Origin of the sequence: Dermacoccus sp. NHGro5, assembly GCF_017565385.1 — a bacterium.
In the GTDB taxonomy this organism is placed as follows: domain Bacteria; phylum Actinomycetota; class Actinomycetes; order Actinomycetales; family Dermatophilaceae; genus Dermacoccus; species Dermacoccus nishinomiyaensis.
This window is the reverse complement of sequence record NZ_JAGEKQ010000006.1, coordinates 198,861-225,409: the sequence shown is the minus strand read 5'-3', so window position 1 is coordinate 225,409 and position 26,549 is coordinate 198,861. Positions and strand designations below refer to the sequence as shown.

25 protein-coding genes are annotated in these 26,549 nt (G+C 70.1%); 18 read left to right on the top strand and 7 right to left on the bottom strand.

Annotated elements, in window-relative coordinates:
- The first annotated feature begins 256 nt into the window (after window positions 1–256).
- From J4Z35_RS03680 to J4Z35_RS03665, 4 genes are all read left to right on the top strand, one after another.
- Window positions 257–2,860, top strand: coding sequence for an ACT domain-containing protein (locus J4Z35_RS03680; protein WP_074039809.1), 2,604 nt, complete (start codon window positions 257–259; stop codon window positions 2,858–2,860).
- 295 nt (window positions 2,861–3,155) lie between these two features.
- The gene (gene ffh, locus J4Z35_RS03675) at window positions 3,156–4,772 is read left to right on the top strand and encodes a signal recognition particle protein (protein ID WP_006944856.1); all 1,617 of its coding nucleotides are present in this window, start codon (window positions 3,156–3,158) and stop codon (window positions 4,770–4,772) included.
- 114 nt (window positions 4,773–4,886) lie between these two features.
- Window positions 4,887–5,978, top strand: coding sequence for an amidohydrolase family protein (locus J4Z35_RS03670; RefSeq protein WP_062256681.1), 1,092 nt, complete (start codon window positions 4,887–4,889; stop codon window positions 5,976–5,978).
- Window positions 5,979–5,988: 10 nt separating this feature from the next.
- A complete protein-coding gene (locus tag J4Z35_RS03665) occupies window positions 5,989–6,912 on the top strand; it encodes a GNAT family N-acetyltransferase (protein WP_074039810.1) in 924 nt (307 codons plus the stop codon).
- Window positions 6,913–7,043: 131 nt separating this feature from the next.
- Here J4Z35_RS03665 and J4Z35_RS03660 read toward each other — a convergent pair whose 3' ends face one another.
- Entirely contained in the window at window positions 7,044–7,421 is a 378-nt protein-coding gene (locus J4Z35_RS03660; protein WP_038568827.1) for a hypothetical protein, read from the bottom strand.
- Here J4Z35_RS03660 and J4Z35_RS03655 point away from each other — a divergent pair.
- Complete coding sequence (locus J4Z35_RS03655; protein ID WP_208065350.1) at window positions 7,405–7,746, top strand: hypothetical protein; 342 nt, start codon at window positions 7,405–7,407, stop codon at window positions 7,744–7,746. The genes J4Z35_RS03660 and J4Z35_RS03655 overlap by 17 nt on opposite strands.
- Window positions 7,747–7,824: 78 nt before the next feature.
- Here the strand turns inward: J4Z35_RS03655 and J4Z35_RS03650 are convergent, their stop codons facing one another.
- The 4 genes from J4Z35_RS03650 to aceA form a co-directional block, all read right to left on the bottom strand.
- Window positions 7,825–8,262 (bottom strand): hypothetical protein, encoded by a 438-nt coding sequence (locus J4Z35_RS03650; protein WP_040014553.1) that lies wholly within the window; start codon window positions 8,260–8,262, stop codon window positions 7,825–7,827.
- Between the two features lie 178 nt (window positions 8,263–8,440).
- Window positions 8,441–8,761 (bottom strand): putative quinol monooxygenase, encoded by a 321-nt coding sequence (locus tag J4Z35_RS03645; RefSeq protein ID WP_038568821.1) that lies wholly within the window; start codon window positions 8,759–8,761, stop codon window positions 8,441–8,443.
- 173 nt (window positions 8,762–8,934) lie between these two features.
- On the bottom strand, window positions 8,935–10,572 hold the full coding sequence (gene aceB / locus J4Z35_RS03640) for a malate synthase A (RefSeq protein ID WP_074039812.1): 1,638 nt from the start codon (window positions 10,570–10,572) through the stop codon (window positions 8,935–8,937).
- Between the two features lie 254 nt (window positions 10,573–10,826).
- On the bottom strand, window positions 10,827–12,110 hold the full coding sequence (gene aceA / locus J4Z35_RS03635) for an isocitrate lyase (RefSeq protein ID WP_074039814.1): 1,284 nt from the start codon (window positions 12,108–12,110) through the stop codon (window positions 10,827–10,829).
- A 198-nt stretch (window positions 12,111–12,308) separates the two neighbouring features.
- Between aceA and J4Z35_RS03630 the strand changes: the two genes are divergently transcribed.
- From J4Z35_RS03630 to J4Z35_RS14680, 13 genes are all read left to right on the top strand, one after another.
- Entirely contained in the window at window positions 12,309–13,823 is a 1,515-nt protein-coding gene (locus J4Z35_RS03630; RefSeq protein ID WP_074039959.1) for a helix-turn-helix domain-containing protein, read from the top strand.
- Between the two features lie 259 nt (window positions 13,824–14,082).
- Entirely contained in the window at window positions 14,083–14,562 is a 480-nt protein-coding gene (rpsP, locus tag J4Z35_RS03625) for a 30S ribosomal protein S16 (protein WP_038568814.1), read from the top strand.
- Window positions 14,563–14,567: 5 nt separating this feature from the next.
- The gene (locus J4Z35_RS03620; RefSeq protein WP_006944891.1) at window positions 14,568–14,810 is read left to right on the top strand and encodes an RNA-binding protein; all 243 of its coding nucleotides are present in this window, start codon (window positions 14,568–14,570) and stop codon (window positions 14,808–14,810) included.
- A 196-nt stretch (window positions 14,811–15,006) separates the two neighbouring features.
- Window positions 15,007–15,579 (top strand): ribosome maturation factor RimM, encoded by a 573-nt coding sequence (gene rimM / locus J4Z35_RS03615; protein WP_062256701.1) that lies wholly within the window; start codon window positions 15,007–15,009, stop codon window positions 15,577–15,579.
- A gap of 4 nt (window positions 15,580–15,583) precedes the next feature.
- Complete coding sequence (trmD, locus tag J4Z35_RS03610) at window positions 15,584–16,768, top strand: tRNA (guanosine(37)-N1)-methyltransferase TrmD (RefSeq protein WP_074039816.1); 1,185 nt, start codon at window positions 15,584–15,586, stop codon at window positions 16,766–16,768.
- Window positions 16,769–17,103: 335 nt separating this feature from the next.
- Window positions 17,104–17,469: a 50S ribosomal protein L19 gene (gene rplS / locus J4Z35_RS03605; protein ID WP_038571206.1), complete on the top strand. Its 366-nt coding sequence runs from the start codon at window positions 17,104–17,106 to the stop codon at window positions 17,467–17,469.
- A 26-nt stretch (window positions 17,470–17,495) separates the two neighbouring features.
- On the top strand, window positions 17,496–18,173 hold the full coding sequence (lepB, locus tag J4Z35_RS03600; protein ID WP_083603827.1) for a signal peptidase I: 678 nt from the start codon (window positions 17,496–17,498) through the stop codon (window positions 18,171–18,173).
- A 30-nt stretch (window positions 18,174–18,203) separates the two neighbouring features.
- Window positions 18,204–18,905, top strand: a complete 702-nt coding sequence (locus J4Z35_RS03595; protein WP_074039817.1) for a ribonuclease HII — start codon at window positions 18,204–18,206, stop codon at window positions 18,903–18,905.
- Between the two features lie 7 nt (window positions 18,906–18,912).
- On the top strand, window positions 18,913–19,236 hold the full coding sequence (locus J4Z35_RS03590; RefSeq protein ID WP_006944864.1) for a DUF2469 domain-containing protein: 324 nt from the start codon (window positions 18,913–18,915) through the stop codon (window positions 19,234–19,236).
- A gap of 221 nt (window positions 19,237–19,457) precedes the next feature.
- Window positions 19,458–19,955 carry a YraN family protein gene (locus J4Z35_RS03585; protein WP_006944876.1) on the top strand — a complete coding sequence of 166 codons (498 nt, stop codon included), beginning with the start codon at window positions 19,458–19,460 and terminating at the stop codon, window positions 19,953–19,955.
- Window positions 19,952–21,487, top strand: coding sequence for a YifB family Mg chelatase-like AAA ATPase (locus J4Z35_RS03580; RefSeq protein ID WP_171969825.1), 1,536 nt, complete (start codon window positions 19,952–19,954; stop codon window positions 21,485–21,487). Before J4Z35_RS03585 ends, J4Z35_RS03580 begins: the two co-directional genes overlap by 4 nt.
- Window positions 21,484–22,800, top strand: a complete 1,317-nt coding sequence (dprA, locus tag J4Z35_RS03575; RefSeq protein WP_208065349.1) for a DNA-processing protein DprA — start codon at window positions 21,484–21,486, stop codon at window positions 22,798–22,800. The genes J4Z35_RS03580 and dprA overlap by 4 nt, the downstream gene beginning before the upstream one ends.
- 191 nt (window positions 22,801–22,991) lie before the next feature.
- The gene (locus tag J4Z35_RS14680) at window positions 22,992–24,050 is read left to right on the top strand and encodes a tyrosine recombinase XerC (protein WP_143181194.1); all 1,059 of its coding nucleotides are present in this window, start codon (window positions 22,992–22,994) and stop codon (window positions 24,048–24,050) included.
- Between the two features lie 89 nt (window positions 24,051–24,139).
- Here J4Z35_RS14680 and J4Z35_RS03565 read toward each other — a convergent pair whose 3' ends face one another.
- Complete coding sequence (locus tag J4Z35_RS03565) at window positions 24,140–24,679, bottom strand: M23 family metallopeptidase (RefSeq protein WP_006944892.1); 540 nt, start codon at window positions 24,677–24,679, stop codon at window positions 24,140–24,142.
- A gap of 317 nt (window positions 24,680–24,996) precedes the next feature.
- The gene (locus J4Z35_RS03560) at window positions 24,997–26,226 is read right to left on the bottom strand and encodes an aminotransferase class I/II-fold pyridoxal phosphate-dependent enzyme (protein WP_074039824.1); all 1,230 of its coding nucleotides are present in this window, start codon (window positions 26,224–26,226) and stop codon (window positions 24,997–24,999) included.
- Between the last annotated feature and the right edge of the window lie 323 nt (window positions 26,227–26,549).

The following is a 26,549-nucleotide window of genomic DNA, read 5'->3' as shown; positions in this document are numbered from 1 at the left end:
AGCCTCGCCGACGTGGCGTACGAGTCCTCGTGGCCCGAGTGCCGACGGTGACGGTCGGCCGCCCCGGTTCGGTCGAGACCCTGACGAACGCCGTCGCTACGCGAGGATCGCCGGCCCGGCGTTCGTCGGCGTCCGTCCCGCTTCGTGAGGCGCACCGCGCCGCGCGCCACGCCGTCGTAGTCGCCGTAGACGCACAACCCCAGCCATCGACGGCGCAGAACCCCCGCCCAGCCCTCCCAGAGAGGACGATGCAGCCATGAGCGCCGTCTCCGCCCACTACGCCGCACGTCTCGACCTCGCGCGCACGCGCGAGTTCGAGCAACCCGGCGCGGGCCCCGCACGTCGGGAGCGGCTCGCGGCGTCGGCCCATGCCTTCATGGCGCAGGCCTGGCGCGATGCGTGTGCGGCGACGGGGCTGCCCGAGCGTCAGAGCGGTGTGGCGCTCGCCGTCGTCGGCTCGCAGGCCCGGGGCGATGCGGGGCCGTTGAGCGATTACGATCTCGTCCTCCTGCACGACGGGCGCAGCGTCGGCTCGAAACGCATCACCGAGCTCGCGGGCGCCCTGTGGTACCCGTTGTGGGATGCAGGGGTGCGCTTCGATCACTCCGTGCGCACGCTGGCGCAGTGCCGCCAGGCCGCGTCCGCAGACCTCGCCGCTGCGGTCGGCATGCTCGACATCGCGTCCGTGGCCGGTGACGACGTCCTCGTCGCCGGGGTACGCCAGGCGATCGCCGCCGACTGGCGCGGTGCCGCGCGCAAGCGGCTGCCGGAGGTCGTCGAGTCGTTGCGGGCGCGGCACGCGCGTTTCGGTGACATCGCGACGACGCTCGATCCGGACCTCAAGGAATCCGGGGGAGGCCTGCGCGACCTCAGCCTCGTCGGCGCGCTGACGACGGCGTGGCTCGCCGACCCTCACCGCGCCAGCGCAGAACGCGCCCGAGCGCAATTGCTCGACGTGCGCGACGCGTTGCACGTCGTCACCGGGCGGGGTCGGGAGCGGCTCAGCCTGCAGGATCAGGACGCCGTCGCGGCGCTGCTCGGGTGCTCCGACAGCGACGAGTTGCTGACGCGCGTCGTCGACGCGGCGCGCACGATCACGTACGTGACGGACGCGGCCGTGCGCGCGGCCGGCCAGTCGCAGCGAGCCCGGGCGTTGCGCGTCGGGCCGCGCCGACCGTCGCTGACGTCGCTCGGGCACGGGTTGCACCTGCACGACGGCGAGGTCGTCCTCGGCGCGGGGCGCCGCGACGGCGGGCACCTGACGTTGCTGCGCGCCGCCGCTGCGGCGGCCTCGCGGGGTGCGCTCATCGGGCCGGCGACCCTCGCGAACCTCGTCGCGAGCTGCGGGCCGCTGCCCGCCCCGTGGCCGCGAGAGATCCGGGAGGGTTTCGTGGGGTTCCTCGCGAGCGGGCCCGGCATCGTCGACGTGTGGGAGGGCCTCGATCTGAGCGGCATCGTCGACGTCTGGCTGCCCGAGTGGTCGACGGTGCGTTCGCGCCCGCAACGAAACGCGATCCACCAGTTCACCGTCGACCGACACAGCATCGAGGCCGTCGTCATCGCGGCGGGCCTGCGCGAGCACGTGGCACGGCCCGACCTGCTCCTCGTCGCCGCGCTGCTGCACGACATCGGCAAGGTCGCAGGCGCGCGTGACCACAGCGCGGAGGGCGCACCCGTCACGCGCGCGATCTGCCAGCGCATGGGCTTCGATCGCGCCGACTGCGACCTCGTCGAACGTCTCGTGCGCGAACACCTCACGCTCGTCGATCTGGCGACGAAACGCGACCCCGACGACCCTGCGACCGTCAGGATGCTCTGCGAGGCGGCCGGCAGCGCCGAAGGCCTCGACCTGCTCGACGCGCTGACGGAGGCCGACGCGCGAGCAGCGGGACCACAGGCATGGACGACGTGGCGCGCCGGCCTCGTGCGCGACCTCGCCGCGCGAGCACGCAGGCGTTTCGCGTCGGGGGAGACGGTCGCAGGCGTGCCCGCACCTGCCGCGACCTTCGAGGGTGCCTCGTCCCCCGACAGGTCATCGCCCGGGGCGACGGCCGAGCAGCGGCCGTCCGAGGACGTGGCGACCGGACGCGCCGTTTCTCTTCCTGCGGTCTCGCGACCCTCAAGTCGCGCCCCCGCGGCGTCAGCCCAGGCCCTGGGCGAGACCGATTCGGTCGCGGAAGGCGACGGGGTGCAGGCGCAGGTCGACGCTGGCAGCCCGTCGGGCATCGTGAGCGCGGACGAGCGGGGACGCGTCGCGGCGGGGGAGGTGGTCGTCGAGATCGAGCCGCTGGAGGGCGTGAGCGGCGTTGTGACCGTCCGCATCGTCGACGTCGACCGGCTCGGCCTCTTCGCCGACATGGCGGGCGTGCTCGGGCTGCGACGCACGTCCGTGCGGTCGGCGAACCTGCGGACGATCGACGGCCTCGCCGTCGACACGTGGGTCGTCGAGGTGCCGCACGGCGACGTGCCGCGCACGAGCGACCTGGCGCGGTCGCTGCGAACGTTGCGCGAGGGCGAGCGCCTGCCGCTGCGTGCCCTCGAGGCGGACGCGCGCCGTCGCGCCGCCGCGGGGCCGTCACGCGCGACGATGCCGCGGGCGTCCGCGTTCGTCGTCCCGGGTGCATCGCAGCACGCGACCGTCATCGAGGTGCGCGCCGCCGACCGTCTCGGATTGTTGTTCGACGTGGGGTCGGCATTCGCCGCCGAGCGGGTCTCCGTGCGCTCCGCGCACATCGCGACATATGCGGGACGCAGCGCCGACACCTTCTACGTCACGGACGAGCAGGGCTCGCCGCTGGCGCCACCGCACGCGGCGCGCGTCATTGGCGCCGTGCTCGACGCCGTCGGCACCGCCGGCTGACGCATCTCTTCGCTCGAACCGCTACCTCGAGGAACTCCGGCACCCGTCCCCATCGACGATCTGCATCCCCATCCGCGAATCCCGTCCCCCTCTGCGATTTTCGTCTACATCTGCATCTACGCCCATGTGGACGAGCATCGCAGATGGGGACAGTCGCCACGATGCGTCGTTCCTCGAGGGCATTCCCGCCGAGACCGAGCGTCGACATCGACGAACGCCGACGCGACGGGCTCGGCATCGGCGCCACTGCACGGTCGATCTGACGGGGCCGCATGGGAGCGGGTAATCTGGGCCGGTGTTCAATAGCCTCTCAGACCGCCTGACAGCGACCTTCGCCAACCTCAAGGGCAAGGGGCGTCTCACCGAGTCAGACATCAACGCGACCATCCGTGACATCCGGATGGCGTTGCTCGATGCCGACGTCGCGCTGCCCGTCGTCAAGCAGTTCACGCGGGGGGTGCGTGAGCGTGCGCTCGGTGCGGAGGTCAGCCAGGCGCTGAACCCCGGCCAGCAGGTCGTCAAGATCGTCAACGAGGAGCTCGTCGCGATCCTCGGCGGCCAGACGCGGTCGATCCAGTACGCGAAGACGGGCCCGACCGTCATCATGCTCGCCGGTCTGCAGGGTTCCGGTAAGACGACGTTCGCGGGCAAGCTCGCGCGTCGGCTGCGCGACGAGGGTCACTTCCCGGTGCTCGTCGCCGCCGACCTGCAGCGTCCGAACGCCGTGCGTCAGCTCGAGGTCGTCGGTGAGCGTGCGGGCGTGCCGGTGTTTGCGCCCGAGCGTGGCAACGAGGGTGGCCACGACGCGGTCTCGGAGACGGGCGAGGGCACACGCAGCCACGGCGACCCCGTCTGGGTTGCCCAGGCCGGTGTCGCACAGGCGAAGGTACGCCAGTACGACGTCGTCATTGTCGACACCGCGGGTCGTCTCGCTGTCGACGAGAACCTCATGCAGCAGGCCGCCGACATCCGTGAGGCGATCCAGCCGAACGAGGTGCTCTTCGTCATCGACGCGATGATCGGTCAGGCCGCCATCGAGACGGCGATCGCGTTCCAGGACGGCGTCGACTTCACGGGTGTCGTCCTGTCGAAGCTCGACGGTGACGCCCGCGGTGGTGCCGCCCTCTCGGTGGCCTCGGTGACGGGTCGCCCGATCATGTTCGCCTCGACGGGCGAGGGCGTGAAGGACATCGAGGTCTTCCACCCCGATCGCATGGCGAGCCGCATCCTCGACATGGGTGACGTGCTGACGCTCATCGAGCAGGCGGAGCGCGCGTTCGACAAGCGCCAGGCCGCCGAGATGGCGCGCAAGTTCATGGACGAGGAGGATTTCACGTTCGACGACTTCCTCCAGCAGATGTCGGCCATCAAGAAGATGGGCAACATCAAGGGCCTGCTCGGCATGATGCCGGGCATGGGTCAGATGCGTGACCAGCTCAACTCGCTCGACGAGCGCGAGTTCGACCGTGTCGAGGCCATCGTGCGCTCGATGACGCCGTTCGAACGCACGCACCCGAAGCAGATCAACGGTTCGCGACGCGCGCGCATCGCGCGAGGTTCGGGCGTCTCGGTCTCCGAGGTCAACCAGTTGCTGCAGCGTTTCGGCGAGGCGCAGAAGATGATGCGTCAGCTGAAGCGTGGCGGCGGCATGCCGGGCATGCCGGGCATGGGTGCGATGCCTGGTGGCGGCGGTGGCAAGAAGGCGAAGAGCCAGCCGAAGAAGAAGGGCAAGAGCGGCAACCCCGCCAAGCGTGCGCAGGAAGAGGCGGCCGCAGCGGCCAAGGCCGAAGCGGCGCGTGCGGCCGCGATGGAGAACGCCTTCGGCCAGATGAACGACGAGCCCGACTACTCGAACATGAAGCTGCCGAAGGGCTTCGAGAAGTTCCTCGGCCCGGGGGCGGACAAGGACTAACCGCGTCGGTCATCCTTCGGCCCGGAGGAGTTGTGCAGGTTCGTGCGACCGGTATCGCGAACATGCACGACCTCTCGGGCGATCAGCGCCGACGTCGCGCGATAGTGTCGGTTCATGAATGACGATGTGCTTCACCTCACCGGCTGCATCCTGGCCGGGCCTGACGATGAGGTGGGGGAGGCCTGGGTCGTCGACGGACGCATCACCTACGCGCGTCCCGAGACGAACCTCGACGACGCCGTCGAGCTCGACGGCTGGTTCCTGCCGGGGCTCGTCGACGCGCACTGCCACGTCGGGCTCGAGTCGCATGGGGGAGTGCCGCCCGAACGCGCCGAAGAGCATGCCCTCGCCGACCGCGCGGCCGGCGCGCTCCTGCTGCGCGACTGCGGCTCACCCGTCGACACGCACTGGATCGACGAACGTGACGACCTGCCCCGCATCGTCCGCGCCGGCCGCCACATCGCCCGCACCAAGCGCTACATCCGCAACTACGCCCACGAGATCGAGCCCGAAGATCTCGTCGCGTACGTGCGGCAGGAGGCGCGCCGCGGTGACGGCTGGGTCAAGCTCGTCGGCGACTGGATCGATCGCGACGCCGGCGACCTCACCCCGTGCTGGCCCGCAGAGGCACTGAAACCCGCCATCGACGCCGCCCACGCCGAGGGCGCGCGCGTCACCGCGCACTGCTTCGGCGAGCAGTCATTGTTCGACTTCGCGGACGCCGGCGTCGACTGCATCGAGCACGCGAGCGGCCTCACCGAGGAATCCATCGCACTGTTCGCCGAGCGCGACATCGCGATCGTCCCGACCCTCGTCAACCTCGACAACTTCCCGACGTTCGCCGCTGCCGGCGAGGCCAAGTTTCCCGCCTACGCGGCGCACATGCGCGACCTGCACGCCCGCCGGTACACCACGATCGGCGCGGCCCGCGACGCCGGCATCCGCATCTACGCCGGCACCGACGCGGGCGGTCAACTGCCGCACGGCCTCATCGCGAGCGAGGTCGCCGAGATGACGAACGCCGGGATGAGCAACAGCGAAGCACTCGCGACGGCGACGTGGGGCGCGCGCGAATGGCTCGGCCACGAACGCCTGACGGAGGGTGCGCCGGCCGACATCGTGATGCTCGACGCTGACCCGCGCGACGACGTGCGCGTCCTCGCCGCGCCGCGCCACGTCGTCCTGCGCGGACGCATCGTCGAGTGAGGCCGAACGCATGAGCAGCGCCGAATTCCTCCACGCCAACGGCGAACGTGTCAGCGTCAGCGTTGCCCGGCGAGCCGACATCGAGCCCTACCGACGCGCGATGACGCGCTCCGCGGCACGCATCGGCTCATGGAACCCCGTCAATCCGGGCGATCTCGTCCACCACCTCGCGGCGCAATCCGAGAAGCACCGCACCTTCCTCATCCGCGCCCATGACGACGTGCGCGCCCCGCACGACACGGCCGGTCTCGTCGGCTGCGTCAACGTGTCGAACGTCGTGCAGGGGCGGTTCATGAGCGCGACGATGGGGTACAACGCATTCGACCCGTACGTCGGGCGGGGGCTGTTCCGCGAAGGTCTCGCGCTCGTCGTCGACATCGCTCTGCGCCCCACCCCGTCGGGCATGGGCCTGCACCGCGTCGAGGCGAACGTGCGCACGGCCAACGCGACGTCGGCGGGCGTCCTGCGGTCGCTCGGTTTCAGACGCGAACGCACCGTCCGCCGCATGTTGTGGCTCGCCGACGGCCCGTCGGGCGCCAACGCCTGGCGCGATCACGACTCCTACGCGATCACCCGCGAAGAATGGCCGGCACGCGCCTACGCCGAGCATGACTCTCCGGCCGGCGTCATCGTCCTCGACGACGCGATCAGTGAACTGATCGCCGTTGCGCTGGCGCGTGAGCTGACGGCGGTGGCCCTGTTCGGACTGCCTTACGCGGCGGCCCTCGACGTCGCTGCGTACGCCGGTGCGCCGATCGTGTGGTGCGCGGGTTCCTCAGCTGAGCGCGCCCTCGTCGATCTGACGGCTCGCGGCGTGCGCGCCGCGCGGCCCGATGACGTCACTGCCGCGCAACTGCGGAAACTCAACGACAGTCCCCACGATGCGCGAGCCTTCGTCCAGCAGGCGCTGAACTTGCGTCCGCGTCTCAGCTGACCACCGCTTCGAGCGTTCCCCGCCGAACCACACCGGACGTCGAGCCACGCTGAGGTCGCGCCACACCGAGCATGCTGCCGGGCCCTCACCACGCGTGTGGTGAGGGCCCGGCAGCATGCTCGGTCAGCGCGTCACTTGACGGTGACGTTCACCGAGTCCGAAGCGAACTGCGAGCCGTTCTCGAGGAACTTGATCGAGTAGGTGCCCGACTGCTCCATCGGTACCTTGACGGTCAGCGTGACAGCCTGGCCGTCAGCGTTCGAGGTGCCCTTGGAGTCGAGCGTGCCCTTCTTCGACTGTGAACCGTTCGAGATCTCATAGCTGTACTTCGCGCTGGACTTGAACTGCACGGCTGTCGTGAAGTAGACCCGCTGGCCCTTGTACGAGGCGTCGATGCTGCTCGCGTCCTCCTTGCAGAACTGAGCCGACGACACGTAAGCCAGGTTCTTGCTGAGGCACGAACGCGTCTCGTGGCTCGAGGCGAAGCCGATGATGTCGCTCTTCGTCACCTTTGCAGAACTGGCTGCCTGCGAGCTGGGCGACGAAGACGAGTCGGTCGATGCTGACGAGCTCGTCTCCGAGGTCGCGGGCGACGACTCGGGCGACGATTCAGCGGCGCTCGACGTCTCGGGCGCAGCCGACGTGGCCTGCGACTGGGCGGCCGTGGGGCTCGACGACATGGGGTTGCTCGGCACAGCGGCGCCCGACGATGAGCTGCCGCCGCTCTCGACGGTGCTGCATCCTGCAAGCGTGAGCGAGGCCAGTGCGAGCGTCGGGACGATGGTTCGGCTGATCTTCATGGCTTCCTCCTGGTTGTCGGTGTCATCATCCTGATGCGTTGGACCCGGATCCGGTTCCATCTCGGAGCAAAGAATTCATGGAGCCTCGATAGATCCTGAATGCGGCCTGGTCTCAGCCGTTCACGACGACCCGGAAGTCGCGCCGCACGAGCAGCTTCTCGCCCTTGTAGACCTCGCAGCGGGCGTCATCGCTGCCCGCGACGGTGATGCTCGCCGTCACCACCCCGAGGTTCTTGTCGACGCGCCCTGCCTCGAACGGGAAGTCGAACACCCGCGTGCCCTTGCGGATCCGGACGCGCAGTGGCGACCCCTTCGCCCCCGCGACGACGGCGGAGCACTGCAGGCCCTTGCCGCGCTCGAGCTGGATCACATCAGAGGTCTCGGCGCACGAGAGCGATTTCTTCTTGTGCCCCGGGGTGTCCTTTATCTGGGTGCACATGCGCACCTGGCTGGCGCCGTCGGCGCCCTGTGGGCCCTTGACCTTGACGGAGCCGCTCACCGGCTTGGCGCCGTCGACGGTGAACTCGCACGCGTAGATGCTGGCGGGCATGGCGGGCGGAGCGACGCCGATGTCGCCGCTCAGTGCGACCTCGCCGTCCGAACCCGGCTTGCCGACGTCGCCGGTCTGCTACGTCAGCTCCTCGCCGTCCTTGAGCACACGCATCTTCACCTTGCGTCCCGGTTTGACCGTGGTCGCGCAGGCGAGGTCGCCCCCCTCGTGATCGGCGTCAGTCGACGCTGATCTCGCCCATCTCGTCCCAGCCGTCGCCCTCGACCTGACGCGAGACGATCTTGGGCGTGGCCGTGAGCCATTCAGCCGTCGACGACGTGAAGGCCTTGAAGTGGTCCGAGGAGACGTGCGCCACCGCCGCGTCGTCCTGGAACGCCTCGACGAGCACGAACTCGTTCGGCTTCTCGACGCTGCGGCTCCACTCGAACCACAGGTTGCCCGCCTCGGCGCGCGTGGCCGCGGTGAAGTCGGCGACGTGGTCCATCCACCCGTCGACCTTGTCGGGGCGGACGTCGAACTTGACAACGATGAAGATCATGGTGAGTACCTCTCGAGTGCGCCCGCTGGACGTGACGATGACGTGGCGTGCACCTGCGCGACGCCACGTCATCTTTCTATCACCTCATACCGACAACGCCCCCGGGCGACGGCTCGACGCGCTCACGCGCACGCAGATCGCTCGCCGTACCCGTCTGCGTCACACGGCCGAGCTCAGGCGACCTCGTCGACCTTCTCCGACTGACGAAGGTCGTCGGAGTCAATGCTGCGCGGCATGCGCAGCCCCTCGTCGAGCAGGAAGCGGACGTAGGCGTAGTTGGAGAAGAATCCGGGCAGCTCGTCGGTGAGCGCGCTGCGTTCGAGCACCTCGCGGGCCTCGTCGAGGCGCTCGGACTCGTCGGCGTCGGCGGTGCGCTTGAGCTTGGTCATCTCCTCGTCGATGACGCGCCCGAGCAGCTCCCGCGTCACCTGCGGGCCCTCGGCGAGCTGCGTCGAGTGGTGCAGCCACTGCCATAGCTGGGCGCGGCAGATCTCGACGGTCGCCGCATCCTCCATGAAGTTGCCGATGGCGACGGCGCCCTTGCCGTCGATCCACGCCGCGAGGTACTGCAGCGCGACGCTGACGTTGTGGCGCACGCCCTGCAGGCTCGTCGTCTGCATCGTGCCCTCGAGGCTGACGAGGGCCGCCGCGTCGAAGCGCTGCGGGCGCTTGACGTCGATCTGGTCGAGCTTGTCGCCGAGGACGTGGGTGAAGGCGGACAGCACCGTGTCGACCATCGCGGGGTGGGCGACCCACGAACCGTCGAAACCCTCCTCGGCCTCGCGCTCCTTCTCGGTGTGGACGACGTTGAGGACGCGGTGACGCATGTCGTCGTCCTGCAGCGTCGGGTTGTTCGCGGCGGGCGCGGCGATCGCGTGCGTGCCGCGCTTGTGCGCCGTCGCGACCAGCAGTTCGGTGAACTCGCGCATGAACGGCGTCGTCATCGTGATGCGCTCGCGGTCGGGCAGGACGTACTCGTCGCCGCGGTGGGCGTAGGTACGCACGTAGCTGAAGATGTAGTCCCAGCGGCCCGCGTTGAGACCGGCGGCATGCTCGTGCAGTTCGTAGAGGATCTCCTCCATCGCGAACGCGGCGGGCAGCGTCTCGATGAGGATGCTCGCACGGATCGTGCCGCGCTCGATGCCGAGGGCGTCCTGAGCCTCGACGAAGACGTCGTTCCACAGGCGCGCCTCGGCCGCCGACTCGATCTTCGGCAGGTAGAAGTACGGGCCGAACCCGGCGTCGATGAGAGTCTGCGCGTTGTGGAAGAAGAACAGGCCGAAGTCGACGAGCGTCGCCGAGATCGGGCGGCCGTCGACCGTCAGGTGCTTCTCGCACAGGTGCCACGCGCGCGGGCGCATGATGAGCGTTGGACGCTTGCGCTCCGGGTGCGCGCGGTACTCGCGCACCGCGTCGGCGAGCACGATCTGGCCCTCGATCATGTTGAACCACGTCGGTGACGTCGCGTCCTCGAGGTCCGCGAGCCACGTCGAGGCGTTCGACTCCATCGCGTGCTGCGTCATCGAGCGCGTGACGGGGGAGACGAGCTCGACGCGGCGATCGAGCAGCCCCGGCGCGGCGGGCGCGACCTGCCACGACGCGTCGTCACGCACGGACTGCGTCGCGGGGTCGAAGTCGAGGTCGGTGCCCGTGTTGATGCGGCGTGACAGGTCGCGACGCTGAGCGAGTAGTTCGGCGCGACGCCCGGCGAACGCTCCGTCGAGCCGGCCGAGGAAGGCGAGGGCGCCGGGCGTCAGGATCTCCTCGAACCGAGGGTGCAGCTGACCGCGGACGGTGGGGGAAGAGCTCATGAGCCCTCCTTCGGGTGCGCTGTGGGCGTCGTCGGGGCGACGGCTGGGCTGGGCTTGGACTCCATCATGACCGATCGCGACGCCCGGGCGGGCGGCGCTCGCGACGCGGACACGGCGGCCGCGGCACGCATGGTCGCGGGATCGGGCGATCAGGGTGCGCGGCGCGACGGGGGTAGGGGTGAGCCCCCACCCCCACGCGATCGGAGCCAGGTGATCGCGCGGGGGGTGGGGGCCGGTTCAGTGGCGGGAGCAGCTCAGAACTGAGCGCTCTCCGTCGACTCCTTCAGCGCGGTCGTCGACGACTCGGGGTTGAGCGTCGTGGCGACCAGGTCGAAGTAGCCCGTGCCGACCTCGCGCTGGTGACGCGTGGCCGTGTAGCCGCGCCTCTCGGAGGCGAACTCGCGCTCCTGCAGCTCGACGTACGCCTTCATCTGCTCGCGGGCGTAGCCGTGGGCCAGGTCGAACATCGAGTAGTTGAGAGCGTGGAAGCCGGCGAGGGTGATGAACTGGAACTTGAAGCCCATCGCGCCCAGCTCGCGCTGGAACTTGGCGATCGTGTCGTCGTCGAGGTGCTTCTTCCAGTTGAACGACGGCGAGCAGTTGTACGCCAGCATCTGGTCGGGGAACTCGGCCTTGACGGACTCGGCGAACTTCTTCGCGAGCTCGAGGTCGGGCGTGCCCGTCTCCATCCAGATGAGGTCGGCGTAGGGCGCGTAGGCCTTCGCACGCTCGATGCAGGGCTCGATGCCGTTCTTGACCTTGTAGAAGCCCTCGTTCGTGCGCTCGCCGGTGAGGAACTGCTGGTCGCGCTCGTCGACGTCGGACGTGATGAGCGTCGCGGCCTCGGCGTCCGTACGGGCGATGACGACGGTCGGCGTGTTCGACACGTCGGTGGCGAGGCGGGCGGCGTTCAGCGTACGAACGTGCTGCTTCGTCGGGATGAGCACCTTGCCACCGAGGTGGCCGCACTTCTTCTCGGAGGCCAGCTGGTCCTCCCAGTGCACGCCGGCGGCGCCGGCGGCGATCATCGACTTCATGAGCTCGTACGCGTTGAGCGGGCCACCGAAGCCGGCCTCGGCGTCGGCGACGATCGGCACGAGCCACTCATCGACGCTCTTGATGCCCTCAGAGAACTCGATCTGGTCGGCGCGCATCAGGGCGTTGTTGATGCGGCGGACGACCTGCGGCACCGAGTTGGCCGGGTAGAGCGACTGGTCCGGGTACGTCTGGGCGGCGAGGTTCGCGTCACCGGCGACCTGCCAACCGGACAGGTAGATGGCCTTGAGGCCGGCCTTGACCTGCTGGACGGCCTGGTTGCCCGTCAGCGCGCCGAGGGCGTTGACGAAGTCCTCGGTGTGCAGCTTCTCCCAGAGGTTCTCGGCGCCGTGCTTGGCGAGGGTGAACTCCTCCTGGATGCTGCCCTGGAGACGGACGACGTCCTCAGCGCTGTAGTCACGCTTGACGTTCTTCCAGCGCTCGTTGGTGTCCCAGTCCTTCTGGATCTCGGCGGCGCGTGCCTGGATGTTCTCGCCAGTCATGGCTCCTGGTCCTTTCCTCGGTGAAGCCTCAGCCGGGTGGCGGTGGGGCTCGATGTGTCCACTCTGGCCGATCGAACTGGCAAGTAACAAGAGTTTTCCGATAAAGATCTGCGATTATTGACACCTCGACAGGTTTTTCGGGGTCTTTGGCTCCGAGTGAGCACGAGGTGACGCATGGCGCGGGCGAAGGTGAACGGTATGAGCGACACGAGCGCACCGCGCGAGGGGCGGCTGTCGCGCCCCCGCGTCTCCACCGAGACGGCCACCCGACCCGAGCGCGCCGCACCCGACGCCCTGACGATCGGACGGCGCCTGCGTCACGTACGTCAGGGCGCCGAGCGGACGCTCGGAGACGTCGCGGCCGCCGTCGGCATGAGCCCGTCGGCGCTCTCGCTCATCGAGAACGGCAAGCGCGAGCCGCGACTGTCGGTGCTGACGTCGCTGGCCGAGGTGCTCGACGTCCCCCTCGCCGACCTGCTCGCGACCGCGCCGCCGTCACGGCGGGCCGCGCTGGAGATCCGACTCGAACGCGCGCAGCGCGCCGAGCAGTACTCGGCGCTCGGGCTGCCGACGGTTCGGGTCGGGCCGCGATTGCCGACGGAGGCGCTCGAGGCGCTCGTCGGGATGCACGAGGCGCTCGCGTCGATGCAGAGCGAGCGCGCCGCGACGCCCGAGCACGCCCGGCGTGCGAACGCCGAACTCCGCACGCGCATGCGGGAGGCCGACAACTACTTCGGTGACATCGAGCAGGCAGCCGCCGACCTGCTCGCCGGCGTCGGGCATGCGGGCGGGCCGGTCTCGCGCACCTCCGTCGATCGGATGGCGGAGCACCTCGGGTTCTCGCTCGTGCACACCTCGGATCTGCCGAACTCGACGCGCACCGTCAGCGATCTGGCCAATCGCCGGATCTACCTGCCGCAGCCGGAGGCGGGCCAGCACGACGCGCGTTCGCTCGCGTTGCAGGCGCTCGGGCACCTCGTCCTCGGCCACGAGGTGCCGGCCGACTACGCCGAGTTCCTCTCCCAGCGCGTCGAGATCAACTACTTCGCGGCGGCCGTCCTCATGCCGGAGAAGGAGCTGGGGGTGCGGCTGCTCGAGGCCAAGGCGGCCAAGGACATCTCGATCGAGGACCTGCGCGACGCATACGGCGTCTCCTACGAGACGGCCGCGCACCGGTTCACGAACCTCGCGACGAAGGTGCTCGGCATCCCCGTCCACTTCATGCGCATCAGCGCCGACGGCGTCATCTACAAGGCGTACGAGAACGACGGCATCGTCTTCCCGGCGGACGCGACGGGCGCCATCGAGGGCCAGCGGGTGTGCAAGCACTGGACGGCGCGTGTCGTGTTCGACCAGCCCGATCTGTCGCGCTCGTACCAGCAATACACGGACACGCGCTCGGGCACGTACTGGTGCTCGGCGTTCGTCGATCGCACCTCGTCGGGCTTGTTCAGCGTCAACGTCGGGACTCCGTACCAGCACGTGAAGTGGTTCCGCGGGCGCGAGACGACGTCGCGCTCGCAGTCGCGATGCCCCGACCCGTCGTGCTGCACGCAGCCGCCGGGGGAGCTGACGGCGCGCTGGGGCGGGCACGCCTGGCCGAGCGCTCGCGTGCATTCGCACCTGCTCGCCGCGATGCCGCCCGGCACGTTTCCGGGCGTCGACGACACCGAGGTGTACCAGTTCCTCGAACGCCACGCGCGCGAGAGCTGACGTCCCTTCCTGATGTCGCCCGGGTTTTCGGGCGCCCGCGTCCGAGAACCCGGGCAACATCACGAGGGAACGCGGCGATTGGGCGTAGCTGGCGCCCTCTGGCAGAATGGCGGGGTACCCGTGTGTCTGCCACCGCAGATGCGCGCCTACCCCGAGTCACGGTTCCCCGCGAGGTTCGGTGTGCGTCCGTACAACGCTCGCCGTCACACCCCCTTCGGTCTTGCCGTGGTTCACACGAACAGAAAGTGAGACCGCCACCATGGCAGTCAAGATTCGCCTCAAGCGCCTCGGCAAGATCCGTCAGCCCCAGTACCGCGTCGTCGTCATGGACAGCCGGACGAAGCGTGACGGCCGCGCGATCGAGGAGATCGGCAAGTACCACCCCAAGGAGGAGCCGAGCCTCATCGAGATCGACTCCGAGCGTGCGCAGTACTGGCTCTCCGTCGGCGCGCAGCCGACCGAGCAGGTCGCCGCGCTGCTCAAGATCACGGGTGACTGGCAGAAGTTCAAGGGCGAGCCGGGTGCCGAGGGCACGCTGAAGAAGGCCGAGCCGAAGGCCGACAAGAAGGCCCTCTACGAGGCCGCTCTCAAGGCTGCGCAGAACGCGACGGACTCCTCGAAGGACGGCGCCACCACGGCCAAGAAGAAGGCTGACGCCCCCAAGGCCGAGGCGCCCGCCGCCGAGGCCCCCGCCGCTGACGCTCCGGCTGTCGAGGCCGAGAAGACCGAAGAGGCCTGATCCTCGTGCTCGAAGAAGCACTGGAGCACCTCGTCAAGGGCATCGTTGACCACGACGGCGACGTCGTCGTGCGTCACAAGGACGGGCGCCGCGGCGAACTCCTCGAGGTTCGCGTGCACCCCGACGACCTGGGGCGCGTCATCGGCCGCTCCGGTCGCACCGCCTCCGCCCTTCGCACCGTGGTCTCCGCGCTGGCCGGCGGTCGCCCGGTTCGTGTCGACATCGTCGACACCGACCGCGCCCGCTGAGCTGTCGCACCGACGAAACCGCCTCCGCCGTCACGGTGGGGGCGGTTTCGTATTGCCGGATGCGTCGGCCGGGCGAGCGGCCGGGGTGTGGTCGCGCCGCGAAGGGCTTGGGCGCGTCGGGCCGGTGGCGGACCTGCGGGGTGCGCCCGCGACACGGGCGCCAGGGCTGTGCTGGTGCGATGCGACAATAGGCGGCATGGATGACGTCGTCGTGGCACGGATCGGCAAGGCTCACGGGTTGAAGGGCGAGGTGACCGTGCAGCTGCACACGGATTCGCCGGAGCAGCGGTTCGTGCCCGGCGAAACGTTCGAGACGGAACCGGCCTCACGCGGCCCGCTGACCCTGCGCTCGGCGCGCGTTCACAACGGCCTCCACCTGCTCGCCTTCGACGAGGCGCCCGATCGCACGGCCGCCGAAGGGTTGCGCGGCATCAAGCTGCTCGCCGAGGCCGACGACCTCGACGAGGACGACGCCTGGTACGAGGAGGACCTGCTCGGGTTCGACGTCGTCGTCGCCGGTGAGAAGGTCGGCGTCGTCAAGGCGCTCGAATCACGCGAGGTGCAGGATCTGCTCGTCGTCGACGGTGTCGAGGGCTACGACATCCTCGTGCCGTTCGTCGAGGAGATCGTGCCCGAGATCGACGAGGACGCGCGCGTCGTCGTCGTCACGCCCCCGCCGGGGCTGCTCGATCTCGCACGTCCCGATGCGCCCGACGCCCCCGACGACAGCGCCGCGCTCGAGGCCACCGATCCGGCGGAGGCGAACTGAACTCGTGCGCTGCGACATCATCTCGATCTTCCCTGAATACCTCGAACCGCTGAAGCTCAGCCTGCCCGGTCAGGCGCAGCGCAAGGGCCTGCTCGACGTGGCCGTGCACGACCTGCGCGACTTCGCGCACGACCGTCACCGCACCGTCGACGACACGCCCTACGGCGGTGGGGCCGGCATGGTGATGAAGCCGCAGCCGTGGTGGGAAGCGCTCGAGCATGTGCGCACCCTGGGCGACGGCACGCCGACGCTCATCGTCCCCGGCCCCGGTGGTGAGGTGTTGACGCAGCGGCTCGCGCGCGAACTCGCAGACGAGGACTGGCTGATCTTCGCGTGCGGCCGATACGAGGGTATCGACGAACGCGTCTACGAGGCTGCGGCCGACGTCATGCCGGTGCGCGTCATCTCCCTCGGTGACTACGTGCTCAACGGGGGAGAGGTCGCCGTCCTCGCGATGATCGAGGCCGCGGCCCGGCTGCTGCCGGGGTTCATGGGCAACGCAGAGTCGCTCGTCGAGGAGTCGCACGAGGACGGTCTGCTCGAGTACCCCGTCTACACGAAACCCGCGACCTGGCAGGGACGTGAGGTGCCGCCGGTGCTGCTCTCCGGCGATCACGGCAAGGTCGCCGCGTGGCGACACCAGCAGCGCCTCGAGCGGACGGCCGCGCGTCGTCCCGACCTGCTGCACGCCTCCTCGGCCCTGACGCCCGGTGGCGTCGACGATCGCTGGGGCGGTGCCCTGATCGCGAAGGCGACGCCCGCCGACGTCGGCGATCTGCTGACGTGCACGCACGCGTGCTGGCTGCGTGAGGGCATCCTCAACGACACGCTGACGATCCCCGCACAGCACGAGACGGTCGAATCGCTCATGGCGTCGCTCCATGAGTGGGACACGTACGTCCTGCGTCATGACGGCCGGTTCATCGGTTCGGTGCGGGGCAAGCTCGTCGACGACACCTGGCACATCGGCCGGCTCATGGTGGTGCCCGACCTGCACGGACGCGGCCTGGGGCGCGCGTTGCTGGAGTTCATCCAGGAGGTCGCCCCGAGCGACGCGACGCGGTTCGAGCTCTTCACCGGAACGGGCAGCGAGCACAACCTCAAGCTCTACAAGAAGGCCGGGTTCCGCGGTGTCGTGCAGCCGAACGGCACGACGGTCGTGTTCACCAAGCGTCGCCGGGGGCGCTGAGCGTCGTACCGCGCCTCTCCATGTACCCACGTCCCTGCCTGCCCGGCGGGCAGGGGGGCATCTTTCGCCGGGGCGCCGGGGCTGCGGATTTCCTCATGGCAGCCGTTCCTGGCAGGATGAACCCTTGCGTCATGTCGCCATGAGTCCCCGCCGCAGGGGGAGTGACTCGTGCGGCAGGTACCCCCGGGGTTTCGATGTAGATCATCCCGGGCATCACCTCGCCGATCACGCGGGTCATGAGACTCGACATGCCGCACGTTCCGAACAGCTTTCCGGCCACCATGGCCGGAACTGACCGTGGCAACCTGCGCGTGCCACAGATACGAGAGATCGACATGAACAAGTTCGACGCGATCGAAGCGGCGAGCCTGCGCTCCGACGTCCCGGAATTCCGCGCCGGCGACACGCTCAACGTCCACGTCAAGGTCATCGAAGGCACGCGTTCGCGTGTCCAGGTGTTCAAGGGCGTCGTCATCCGTCGCCACGGCGGCGGCGTCGGCGAGACCTTCACCGTCCGCAAGGTGTCCTTCGGCGTCGGTGTGGAGCGCACGTTCCCCGTCCACACGCCCGTGATCGAGAAGATCGAGGTCGTGACGCGCGGTGACGTGCGCCGCGCCAAGCTGTACTACCTGCGCGACCTGCGCGGCAAGGCAGCCAAGATCAAGGAGAAGCGCGACGCGGTTCCCGCCAAGAAGGCCTGAGAACGCGCACAGCTCCCAGACGGCTCATGACGTCCATGGACGACGAGCATCACCCCGAAGGCGCGACCCCCACGCGGGGCCGCGCCTTCGGCGCATCCCGACGCACGCGTTCGCTGCGTCCTCGTTCGCTGCGGCGCGTGCTCGGGTGGGTGTTGTCGGGCGTCCTCGTCGCGCTGCTGCTCGTCCACGCGTTCGTCGCGGAGACGTTCACCGTGCCGTCGCGTTCGATGCAGCCGTCGTATCAGGTGGGGGATCGCATCGTGGTGGACAAGCTGCACGATCATCCACGGCGGGGTGACGTCATCGTCTTCTCCGGTGCCGACGTGTTCTACGAGCAGACACCGCGCGACGGGGTGCTCGGCGCACTCGACACCGCCGCGGGGTGGCTGGGGTTCCGCCCGAACGACCAGGACTACCTCAAGCGCGTCATCGGGGTCGGCGGAGACACGGTGAGCGTCGGCCACGACGGTAGGCTGCGCGTCGACGGGCGCGTCGTCGACGAGCCGTATCTGCCCCAGGGGCAGCGACGCGCCTCGGCGGAGCCGTTCTCGGTGCGGGTCCCAGCCGATCACCTGTTCGTCCTCGGTGACAACCGCGACTTCTCGGATGACTCCCGCGGACACCTCGGTGACCCGGGTGGAGGGTTCGTCCCACTCGAATCCGTGATCGGCACCGTCGCCGGCACGTACTGGAGCGCACGATGAGACGGCACGATCGATGACGGGAACGCACGCATGACGAGTTCGACCCCGACCCTGCGCCTCGAACGTCAGCTGCTGCGCACGGGGTACACACTTGTCGCAGGCATGGACGAGGTAGGACGCGGTGCGCTCGCGGGCCCCGTCAGCGTGGGCGTCAGCGTCGTCGATGCGGCGACGTCGACGGTGCCGCAGGGTGTCAAGGACTCCAAGCTCGTGCCCGAGCCGAGGCGCCCCGATCTCGCGCGCCGCGTTCGGCGCTGGGCGTTAGACGGCGCCGTCGGCCACGCCTCGCCCGCCGAGATCGACGCGCTCGGCATGACGCGCGCGCTGCGCCTGGCCGGCACCCGCGCCCTCGCGCAGCTGAGCGTGCGCCCGGACGTCGTCATCCTCGACGGCAAGCACGACTGGCTGAGCGAGCCCGAGACGGTCGGACTGCTGGGCCTGCTCGAGCCGGAGAGCGCCCCGACGTGGCACGTCGTCACCCAGATCAAGGCCGACATGCGGTGCTCGTCGGTGGCCGGAGCCAGTTTGCTCGCCAAGGTGGAGCGTGATGCCATGATGGTCGACGCGGCCCGCGACCACCCGGTGTACGGCTGGGGGATCAACAAGGGATACTCCGCGCCCGACCACCTCGCGGCCATCGCCGCGCACGGCGCATGCGACCTGCATCGACGCTCGTGGAAGACTTTCCGCGACACGGGCGCGGTGCCCGCCCCGACGAGCGACGAGGAGTGAGATCCCGATGAGTGCTGAGGATCTCGAACAGTACGAGAACGAGCAGGAACTGGCGCTGTACCGCGAATATCGCGACGTCGTCGGCCTGTTCCGCTACGTCGTGGAGACCGAGCGACGTTTCTACCTCTGCAACGCCGTCGACATGACGGTGCGCGGTGAGGGCGCCGACGTGTTCTTCGACGTGACGATGCAGGACGCGTGGGTGTGGGACATCTACCGCCCTGCGCGGTTCGTCAAGAACGTGCGCGTCGTGACGTTCAAGGACGTCAACGTCGAAGAACTCGCCAAGAACGACCTCGAGATCCCCGACGGGCCGGGCTTCACGAACTGAACCGCCCGGCCTGGACCCTATGGCGCTCGCGCTGTGCGCCGCCGCTCGCGTGGCGCCGGTGTCGACGGGCGGGTCGGCGGCCTGGCGCGTCTCGCTCCTGGGGACGGTGACGGCTGCAGGGGCTGATCGGACCGTGCTGCACCCCTGTTCCACAGGGTGGCCTCCGGCGACGAGCGCTGAGGTGCCCGCACCCGCTTCGCTGGGGTGCGGAGGTGGTCACCATGACCGACAATTCGACGCGGCCACGCGCCGGGAGCACCACGACTGAGCACGAACTCGCCCGACCTGCCGGGCGGGCGCGACCCACGCGCGAGGCCCCGGCCGCGGCCCGTTCGACCCCCTCGACGGGCGCCGCATCACCGCCGGACCCGCGGCGCACGCTCGGTGCGCAGGGCGAGCGTCATGCCTGTGCCTACCTCGCCTCGCTCGGCTACGAGATCCTCGAGACGAACTGGCGATGCAGCGAGGGTGAGATCGACGTCGTCGCGCGTGACGGGCGCGAGATCGTCGTCGTCGAGGTGAAGACGCGACGCTCGCAACGCTTCGGGCCCGCGGTCGAGGCGGTGACGCACGAGAAGCACCTGCGTCTGCGCCGCCTGGCCTGCCTGTGGCTCCGCGAGCGCGAGGTGTCCGCCGCCGCGGTGCGCATCGACGTCATCGGCGTCGACGTGCTGGCCACCGGCGTCCGCGTCGACCATCGTCGGCGGGTGATCCTGTGAGCTTCGGGATGACGAAGGGCGTCGTCGTCTCCGGCATCGAGGGCACCGTCGTCGACGTCGAGGTGAGCGTCGGGCAGGGGTTGCCCCGCGTCATCATCTCCGGGATGCCGGACACGGCGATCTCGCAGTCGCCGAACCGTTTGCGCTCGGCGATGATCCAGTCGGAGCTCGCCTTTCCGGACACGCGCCTGACGATCAACCTCGCGCCCGCGTCGCTGCCCAAGGCCGGTGCCGGGCTCGACCTCGCGATCGGTGTGGCCGTGCTCGCCGCGACCCGGCAGGTGGGTCCTGCCGAGGCGGCCGGCGTCATGCACATCGGTGAGTTGGGGATGGACGGCACGGTGCGGCCCGTCCACGGTGTGCTCCCGGCCTGCCTCGCGGCGTTGGAGGCCGGGCAGCGGGAGGTGATCGTGCCGACGGCGAACGCGGCCGAGGCCGCTCTCGTGTGGGGGCTGAGAATCCACCCGGTGCGCTCGCTGTCGGACGTCGTGGCGTTCCACCGAGTCAGGGCCGAAGGACGCACTCTCGACCTGCCCTGGCCGGAGCCCGCCGACGACGACGTCGAGGCCCCGCCCAGCGACGACATGCGCGACGTCGTCGGCCAGTACGAGGCGCGAACCGCCCTCGAGGTGGCGGCGGCCGGCGGGCACAACGTCTCGCTCATCGGACCGCCCGGTGCTGGCAAGACGCTGCTCGCGAGCCGGCTGCCGGGCATCCTGCCGCCCCTGACGCGGGAGGAGGCGATGGCCGTGACGAGCATTCAGTCCGTCATGGGCGTCTTCCGCGGCGGGCCGCTCGTCGCGAAACCTCCGTTCGTCGCGCCGCACCACGGCACGACGATGCCCGCCCTCATCGGCGGTGGGCCAGGGCGCCCACGGCCCGGGGCGGTGACGCAGGCACACGCCGGCGTCCTCTTCCTCGACGAGGCCCCCGAGTTTCGTCGCGAGGTGCTCGACAGCCTGCGCCAGCCACTCGAACGCGGCAGCGTGACGATCGCGCGGTCGGAGCAGGTCGTGCGCTATCCGTGCCGCTTCCAGCTCGTGCTTGCGAGCAACCCGTGCCCCTGCGGGCACTACATCGGCCGCGGCGCGGCCTGCACGTGCACGTCGAAGGCGCGCCGCACCTACCTCAAACGACTGTCCGGCCCGCTGCTCGATCGCATCGACGTCCACCTCCAGGTCAACGCGGTCACCCGCAGCGACCTCGCGGCCGGGCCGGGGGAAGCGAGCGCGAGCGTCGCCGACCGGGTCCTCGAGGTGCGCGAGCGATCCGCCGCCCGATGGGCGCCGCTCGGGCACCGCCTCAACGCTCAGGTTCCGGGCGCCGTGCTGCGTTCGTCACCCTGGGCGCTCGAGGCGGGCGACATCGCGGTGCTCGACCAGGCGCTCGACACCGGTTCCCTGACGTTGCGTGGCTACGACCGCATCCTGCGGCTCGCGTGGACGCTGTGCGACCTGCGTGGAGCGAACCGCCCCACCCGTGAGGACGTCTTCACGGCCCTCACCCTCAGAGAAGGACACCCCGAGTCATGACCGATCTCGACCCTGTTCCCGACGACGGCATCTCGGCGTTCGGCGCTGCGACGCTCGATGCCTCGATGCTCGATCCCCAAACCCGGCGCGCCGCGCCCCTGGGCGGGGCGTTGTTCTCCATCACCGAGTCGACAACCCCGGGGGCCTGCCTCGATCCCGGCCCTGCCCACGCGGCTGCGCGAGCGGATCGAGCGGGGGCGCGCGACGATGCGCCGGCCCCGGCCATGAGTGCGGGCGAGCGGGCGGCGCGCCTCGTGTGGGCCCACATCGCGGAACCGCGCGATCCCAAGGCTCACGCCCTCGTCGACGCCCTCGGGCACGAGGAGGCGCTCTCCGCCGTCGAGGAATCCCCTGACAAATGGGAGAACTTCACGACGCGGCTACGCGCCCTCGACCTCGACGAGCAACGCCGGCGCCTCGACGTTGTGGGAGCGCGGGTGCTCGTACCCGGCGACGAGGAGTGGCCCACCGGGCTCGACGAGCTACCCGAGACGCCGCACGCACTCTTCGTCATCGGGGAGGGGGATCTCGCCTGCGCCGCAGAACGTTCCGTCGCGCTCGTCGGGGCGCGCGCCGCGACGCACTACGGGCAGCGGATCGCGGCGCAGATCGCGCTGGGCGTCGGCGCGCACGGGGTGAGCGTCGTGTCCGGGGGAGCCTTCGGCATCGACGCCGCGGCGCACCGCGGGGCGCTCGCCGGAGACGCCGACACCGTCTGCGTCGTCGCGGGAGGCGTGGATCGCGTGTATCCCACGGCGCACGAAGAACTGTTCGCGCGCGTCAGGGAGCGCGGCGTCATCGTCAGCGAGATGCCCCTGGGATTCGCGCCGATGCGCCAGCGTTTCCTTCATCGCAACCGGCTCATCGCCGCGCTAGCTCCCGGGACGGTCGTCGTCGAAGCGGGGCTGCGTTCCGGATCGCTCAGCACGGCCCGGCGAGCGGAGGAACTCAACCGCGTCGTCGGCGCGGTGCCCGGCCCGGTCACGTCAGCGGCGAGCGCCGGCTGCCACGAGCTCGTGCGTGACGGAGTCGCCGTGCTCGTCACCGGGGCGGAGGACGTCATGGAACTCGTCGGCTCCTACGGCCCGCGCGCCACGACACGTGACACGCTGCCCGTGCTCGCGCGGCCCGAGGACGCCGTCGGCCCGCGGGCGCGCCTGGTCTGGGACGCGCTGCCGCTGCGTGAGCCGACCTCCCTGGAACGGGTGGCGCGCACCGCGGGACGCCCGGAGCGCGAGGTCGTCTCAGCCCTCGGGGAGCTGCTCGCAGCCGGTCTGGCAGCGCGTGAGGACGGAGGGTGGCGCAAGGCGTGAACGGATCGCCCACCCACACGGCACCAGGGGATCGCGAACGCCACTTTCGCGGTCGTTCGTGGGAACGCCCCCGGCGCGGGACCAGGGGCGAGGCGCGCTTCCTGCGACGTGTGCTGCGAGCGGTGTGACGCGGCGGGACGTACTCTCGTCGGGTGAGTGGACCGAGCCAGCCACGTGGGCCGAGTGAACGGGTGATCGAGCAGTTCCTCGATCACCTGAGCGCCGAACGCGACCGTTCGACCAACACGGTGCGTGCCTACTCCGTCGACCTGGCGTCCCTGCGCCTCCACCTGACGGAGGCCGGCGTCGCCTCGTGGTCCGACCTCACCCTCAACGACCTGCGCAGCTGGCTGGCCGCGCAGAGCGAGGCGGGCAACTCGCGCAGCACCCTGGCTCGACGGGTGTCGACGGTCAAGACGTTCTGTCGTTGGGCGCGCCGCAGGGGCGTCATCGCGACCGACCCGTCGGTGCGACTCAGCGCGCCGCGCCGCATGACGTCACTGCCCGAGGTGTTGCGAGTCGATCAGGCCGCCGCGATCCTCGATGCGGCGGACGAGGCAGCGGCCGCGGCCGTCCCCGCCGCACGCGGCTGCGGTGAAACAGCCGCTGATGCCGGCTCCGCCACACGCCAGTCGGTTGAGGCGGCCGTCGACGTCGGCTCCGAAGCGGGTGAGGCAGGGGCAGCGCCGACGGAGAACGTCTCGCCCCATCAGTCAGCACCGACACATGCGGCCGGTCCCGAAGAGCGCGCCGTCAGGGCTCGGGACGCCGCCGTCCTCGAACTGCTCTACGCCTCCGGCATGCGCGTGGGCGAGCTGACCTCCCTCGACGTGAGTGCGCTCGACGAGGCGAACCAGCTCGTGCGTGTCATGGGCAAGGGCCGCAAGGAACGGATGGTGCCGTACGGTCTGCCTGCGCGGGAGGCACTGGAACGGTGGCTGAGGTGCCGTGGGGCGCTCGCGGCCGATGGGGAGCGAGCCCTGTTCGTCGGGGTGCGGGGGCGTCGGATCGACCAACGCATCGTCCGGGAACTCGTCAACCGCGCGACAGCGTCCGTCGACGGCGCGCCGACGCTGTCGCCGCACGCTCTGCGACACAGTGCCGCCACGCACCTCGTCGAGGGCGGCGCCGACCTGCGCACCGTCCAGGAATACCTCGGCCATGCCTCGCTCGCGACGACGCAGATCTATACCCACGTCTCCGCCGAACGCCTCCGGGCCGGGTTCGAACAGGCCCACCCACGCGCGTGAGGCGCGCGTGTCGAGAAACCGCGTCTCTGGTGCCGCGGGGGCCAACCCAAGCCCCCTGACGTGTCGGCGCCGCCGACGAGGCCAGATGCTCACAGGGGCGGAAGAAGTACGGGGCGTCGGTGCGCGATGAGCGTCAGCGGGTCGCGGTAGCTCTTCGGCCCCACCTTGTAACCCCAGTGCAGGCATGCCGGCTCGCAGTGCCCGGGTTCGAGATCGGCCACGTGCTCCCCGCGATGCACGCTCGCCCCCTTGGACACCTGGTGACTGACAGGTTCGTAGGTCGTGTCGAACCCCTGGGGGTGACGGATCGTCAGCACGCCGCGCCCGGCGACACTGCCGCTGAAGGTGACGACCCCGTCAGAGGGCGCGACGACGGGTGCTCCCGGTGACGAGCGCAGGTCGACGCCGCGGTGACCGGCGCCCCACACGACCTCCGGCGGGTCGAAGCGACGCACGACCTCGTGCGGCGTGACCGGCCAGGCGAACCCGGCACTGGGCGCATCGTCCAGCGCGCCGACGCTGGGTCGGGCGAGCGCTTGCGCGGTGGTTGCTTTCCGGCTCGTGTCGACGCTCGCCTGAGTGAGGGCCTGCGTGATGGGCTCTCCGCGGTGCGTGCCGACGACCGCCATGGGCTCCAGCGACGGTTGCGGTGGTGCCGAACGTCGTGGCGGCAGCGGCGCAACGCCCGGGCGTTCGACCCTTGGCCGGGTGAGCCGCGGCCGGACGGGCATCGAGGCCCTCGGTTTCTCAGCCCCGCCCACCACAGAGGGGCCCACCACCGACGATCCCACCACCGACGGGCTCACCACGGCGAACCCCACGAGGCCGGCGGAACCCACGGCGAGCAGGGACGAGACGATGCGCAGGATGGCCATGTCGGCAGTCTGCAGCGCACACGCCGTGGGGCCGCGGCGTCAGCCCGAGACCCTGTGGACGGGCCTGCAGATCACGTCGTTCGCGCGCTGCGGCCGTAGGTATCCACAAGCCGCTCGATCGCAGCGTCGATGACGGAGCGCTGCTTGCAGAACGCGAAGCGCAGCACACTCGTCATGCCGGAGGCGTCCGGATCGTCGCAGAACGCCGACGCCGGAATCGCGACGACCCCCGCCTCCGTCGGCAGGCGCAGCGCGAACTCGGCTGCGTCGTCGACGCCGAGGGGCGCCGCGTCGGCAAGGACGAAATAGCCGCCCTGTGGCGCAACGGCGTCGAACCCGGCGCGCGTCAGTCCGTCGACGAGCAGAGCACTGCGGGCCGCCATCTCGGCGCGCTGTTCGGCGAAGAACGCGTCGGGCAGGCACAGCCCGGCCGCGATGCCGTGCTGCAGCGGCGTGCCGCTCGCAAAGGTCAAGAACTGCTTGACGCTCGCCACCGCGGCGACGAGGTCGGCAGGGCCACTGACCCACCCGATCTTCCACCCCGTCGTGCTGAACGTCTTGCCACCCGAACTGATCGTCAGCGTGCGCTCGGGCATGCCGGGGGTGCTCGCGAAGGGCATGTGCTCGTGCGGCGCGAACGCGAGGTGTTCGTACACCTCGTCGCTGATGACGACGGCGTCGTGGCGCGCGGCGTGCTCGGCGATCGTCGCGCACTCCGCCGCGGTGAAGACCTTGCCGGTCGGATTGTGCGGCGTGTTGAGCAGGACGAGCGCGGTGCGCTCGCTGAACGCCGCGGCGAGGGCGTCCTCGTCGAGCGCGAAGTCGGGGAAACGTAGCGGCACCGTGCGCCGCACGCCGCCGGCACGCGCGATGTCAGCGGCGTAGGAGTCGTAGGTGGGTTCGAACACGACGACCTCGTCGCCGAGTTCGACGAACGCGAGGATCGCGCTCGCCAGCGCCTCCGTCGCTCCGACGGTGACGAGGACGTCGGTGTCGGGGGAGACCTCCAGCCCGTACCAGTGGTGCTGGTGCGCGGCGATCGCCTCGAGCAGCGTCCGCTCACCACGCGCCGGCGGGTACTGGTTCGCGCCGTCGGCGATGGCCTGGCGGGCCGCTGCGAGCACGGCCTCGGGGCCGTCGGCGTCGGGGAAGCCCTGGCCGAGGTTGAGCGCGCCGGTCTCGGCCGCGAGCGCCGTCATGCGCGAGAAGATCGTCTGCCCGCCGGCGGGGCGGATGGCGCTGCGTCGGCCCGCACGGGGCGCGGGCGAGGTCTGCGGTGCTGGCGTCGTCGAGTCGCTCATCGCTCCAATCTAGGACCCCTGGCGGCGATTTCGGGTTGCCCCCTCGAGCCGGTAGACTGGAGGCACGTCTTGTGTGCCCTGATGCGCGTCGCCCACCTGATCGCACCTCCGGCTTCGAGTTCCGTCTCGAGAGCCGGGTCGAGCAGAGGTGATGTGTGGGCGGGCCGCGAGACGAATTCGCGTGGCCTCACGCCTCGTACATCCTGCTCTCGCAGGGCGTACGTCGCGGGCCCTCGCCCTTCGGTCCGTCGATCGTGAACCTCTGTGAGGGGAATGGCCGACGGTGGGTGATGGTCGGGCCGCCAGGGCAGCAATCCGGCTGC

Coding starts and splice junctions, on each gene's coding strand:
- J4Z35_RS03680 (WP_074039809.1), top strand. CDS start 257: ATGAGCGCCGTCTCCGCCCACTACGCCGCACGTCTCGACCTCGCGCGC.
- J4Z35_RS03670 (WP_062256681.1), top strand. CDS start 4,887: ATGAATGACGATGTGCTTCACCTCACCGGCTGCATCCTGGCCGGGCCT.
- J4Z35_RS03665 (WP_074039810.1), top strand. CDS start 5,989: ATGAGCAGCGCCGAATTCCTCCACGCCAACGGCGAACGTGTCAGCGTC.
- J4Z35_RS03655 (WP_208065350.1), top strand. CDS start 7,405: ATGTCGCTCTTCGTCACCTTTGCAGAACTGGCTGCCTGCGAGCTGGGC.
- J4Z35_RS03650 (WP_040014553.1), bottom strand. CDS start 8,262: ATGCCCGCCAGCATCTACGCGTGCGAGTTCACCGTCGACGGCGCCAAG.
- J4Z35_RS03645 (WP_038568821.1), bottom strand. CDS start 8,761: ATGATCTTCATCGTTGTCAAGTTCGACGTCCGCCCCGACAAGGTCGAC.
- aceB (WP_074039812.1), bottom strand. CDS start 10,572: ATGAGCTCTTCCCCCACCGTCCGCGGTCAGCTGCACCCTCGGTTCGAG.
- aceA (WP_074039814.1), bottom strand. CDS start 12,110: ATGACTGGCGAGAACATCCAGGCACGCGCCGCCGAGATCCAGAAGGAC.
- J4Z35_RS03630 (WP_074039959.1), top strand. CDS start 12,309: ATGAGCGACACGAGCGCACCGCGCGAGGGGCGGCTGTCGCGCCCCCGC.
- rpsP (WP_038568814.1), top strand. CDS start 14,083: ATGGCAGTCAAGATTCGCCTCAAGCGCCTCGGCAAGATCCGTCAGCCC.
- rimM (WP_062256701.1), top strand. CDS start 15,007: ATGGATGACGTCGTCGTGGCACGGATCGGCAAGGCTCACGGGTTGAAG.
- rplS (WP_038571206.1), top strand. CDS start 17,104: ATGAACAAGTTCGACGCGATCGAAGCGGCGAGCCTGCGCTCCGACGTC.
- lepB (WP_083603827.1), top strand. CDS start 17,496: ATGACGTCCATGGACGACGAGCATCACCCCGAAGGCGCGACCCCCACG.
- J4Z35_RS03595 (WP_074039817.1), top strand. CDS start 18,204: ATGACGAGTTCGACCCCGACCCTGCGCCTCGAACGTCAGCTGCTGCGC.
- J4Z35_RS03590 (WP_006944864.1), top strand. CDS start 18,913: ATGAGTGCTGAGGATCTCGAACAGTACGAGAACGAGCAGGAACTGGCG.
- J4Z35_RS03585 (WP_006944876.1), top strand. CDS start 19,458: ATGACCGACAATTCGACGCGGCCACGCGCCGGGAGCACCACGACTGAG.
- dprA (WP_208065349.1), top strand. CDS start 21,484: ATGACCGATCTCGACCCTGTTCCCGACGACGGCATCTCGGCGTTCGGC.
- J4Z35_RS03565 (WP_006944892.1), bottom strand. CDS start 24,679: ATGGCGGTCGTCGGCACGCACCGCGGAGAGCCCATCACGCAGGCCCTC.
- J4Z35_RS03560 (WP_074039824.1), bottom strand. CDS start 26,226: ATGAGCGACTCGACGACGCCAGCACCGCAGACCTCGCCCGCGCCCCGT.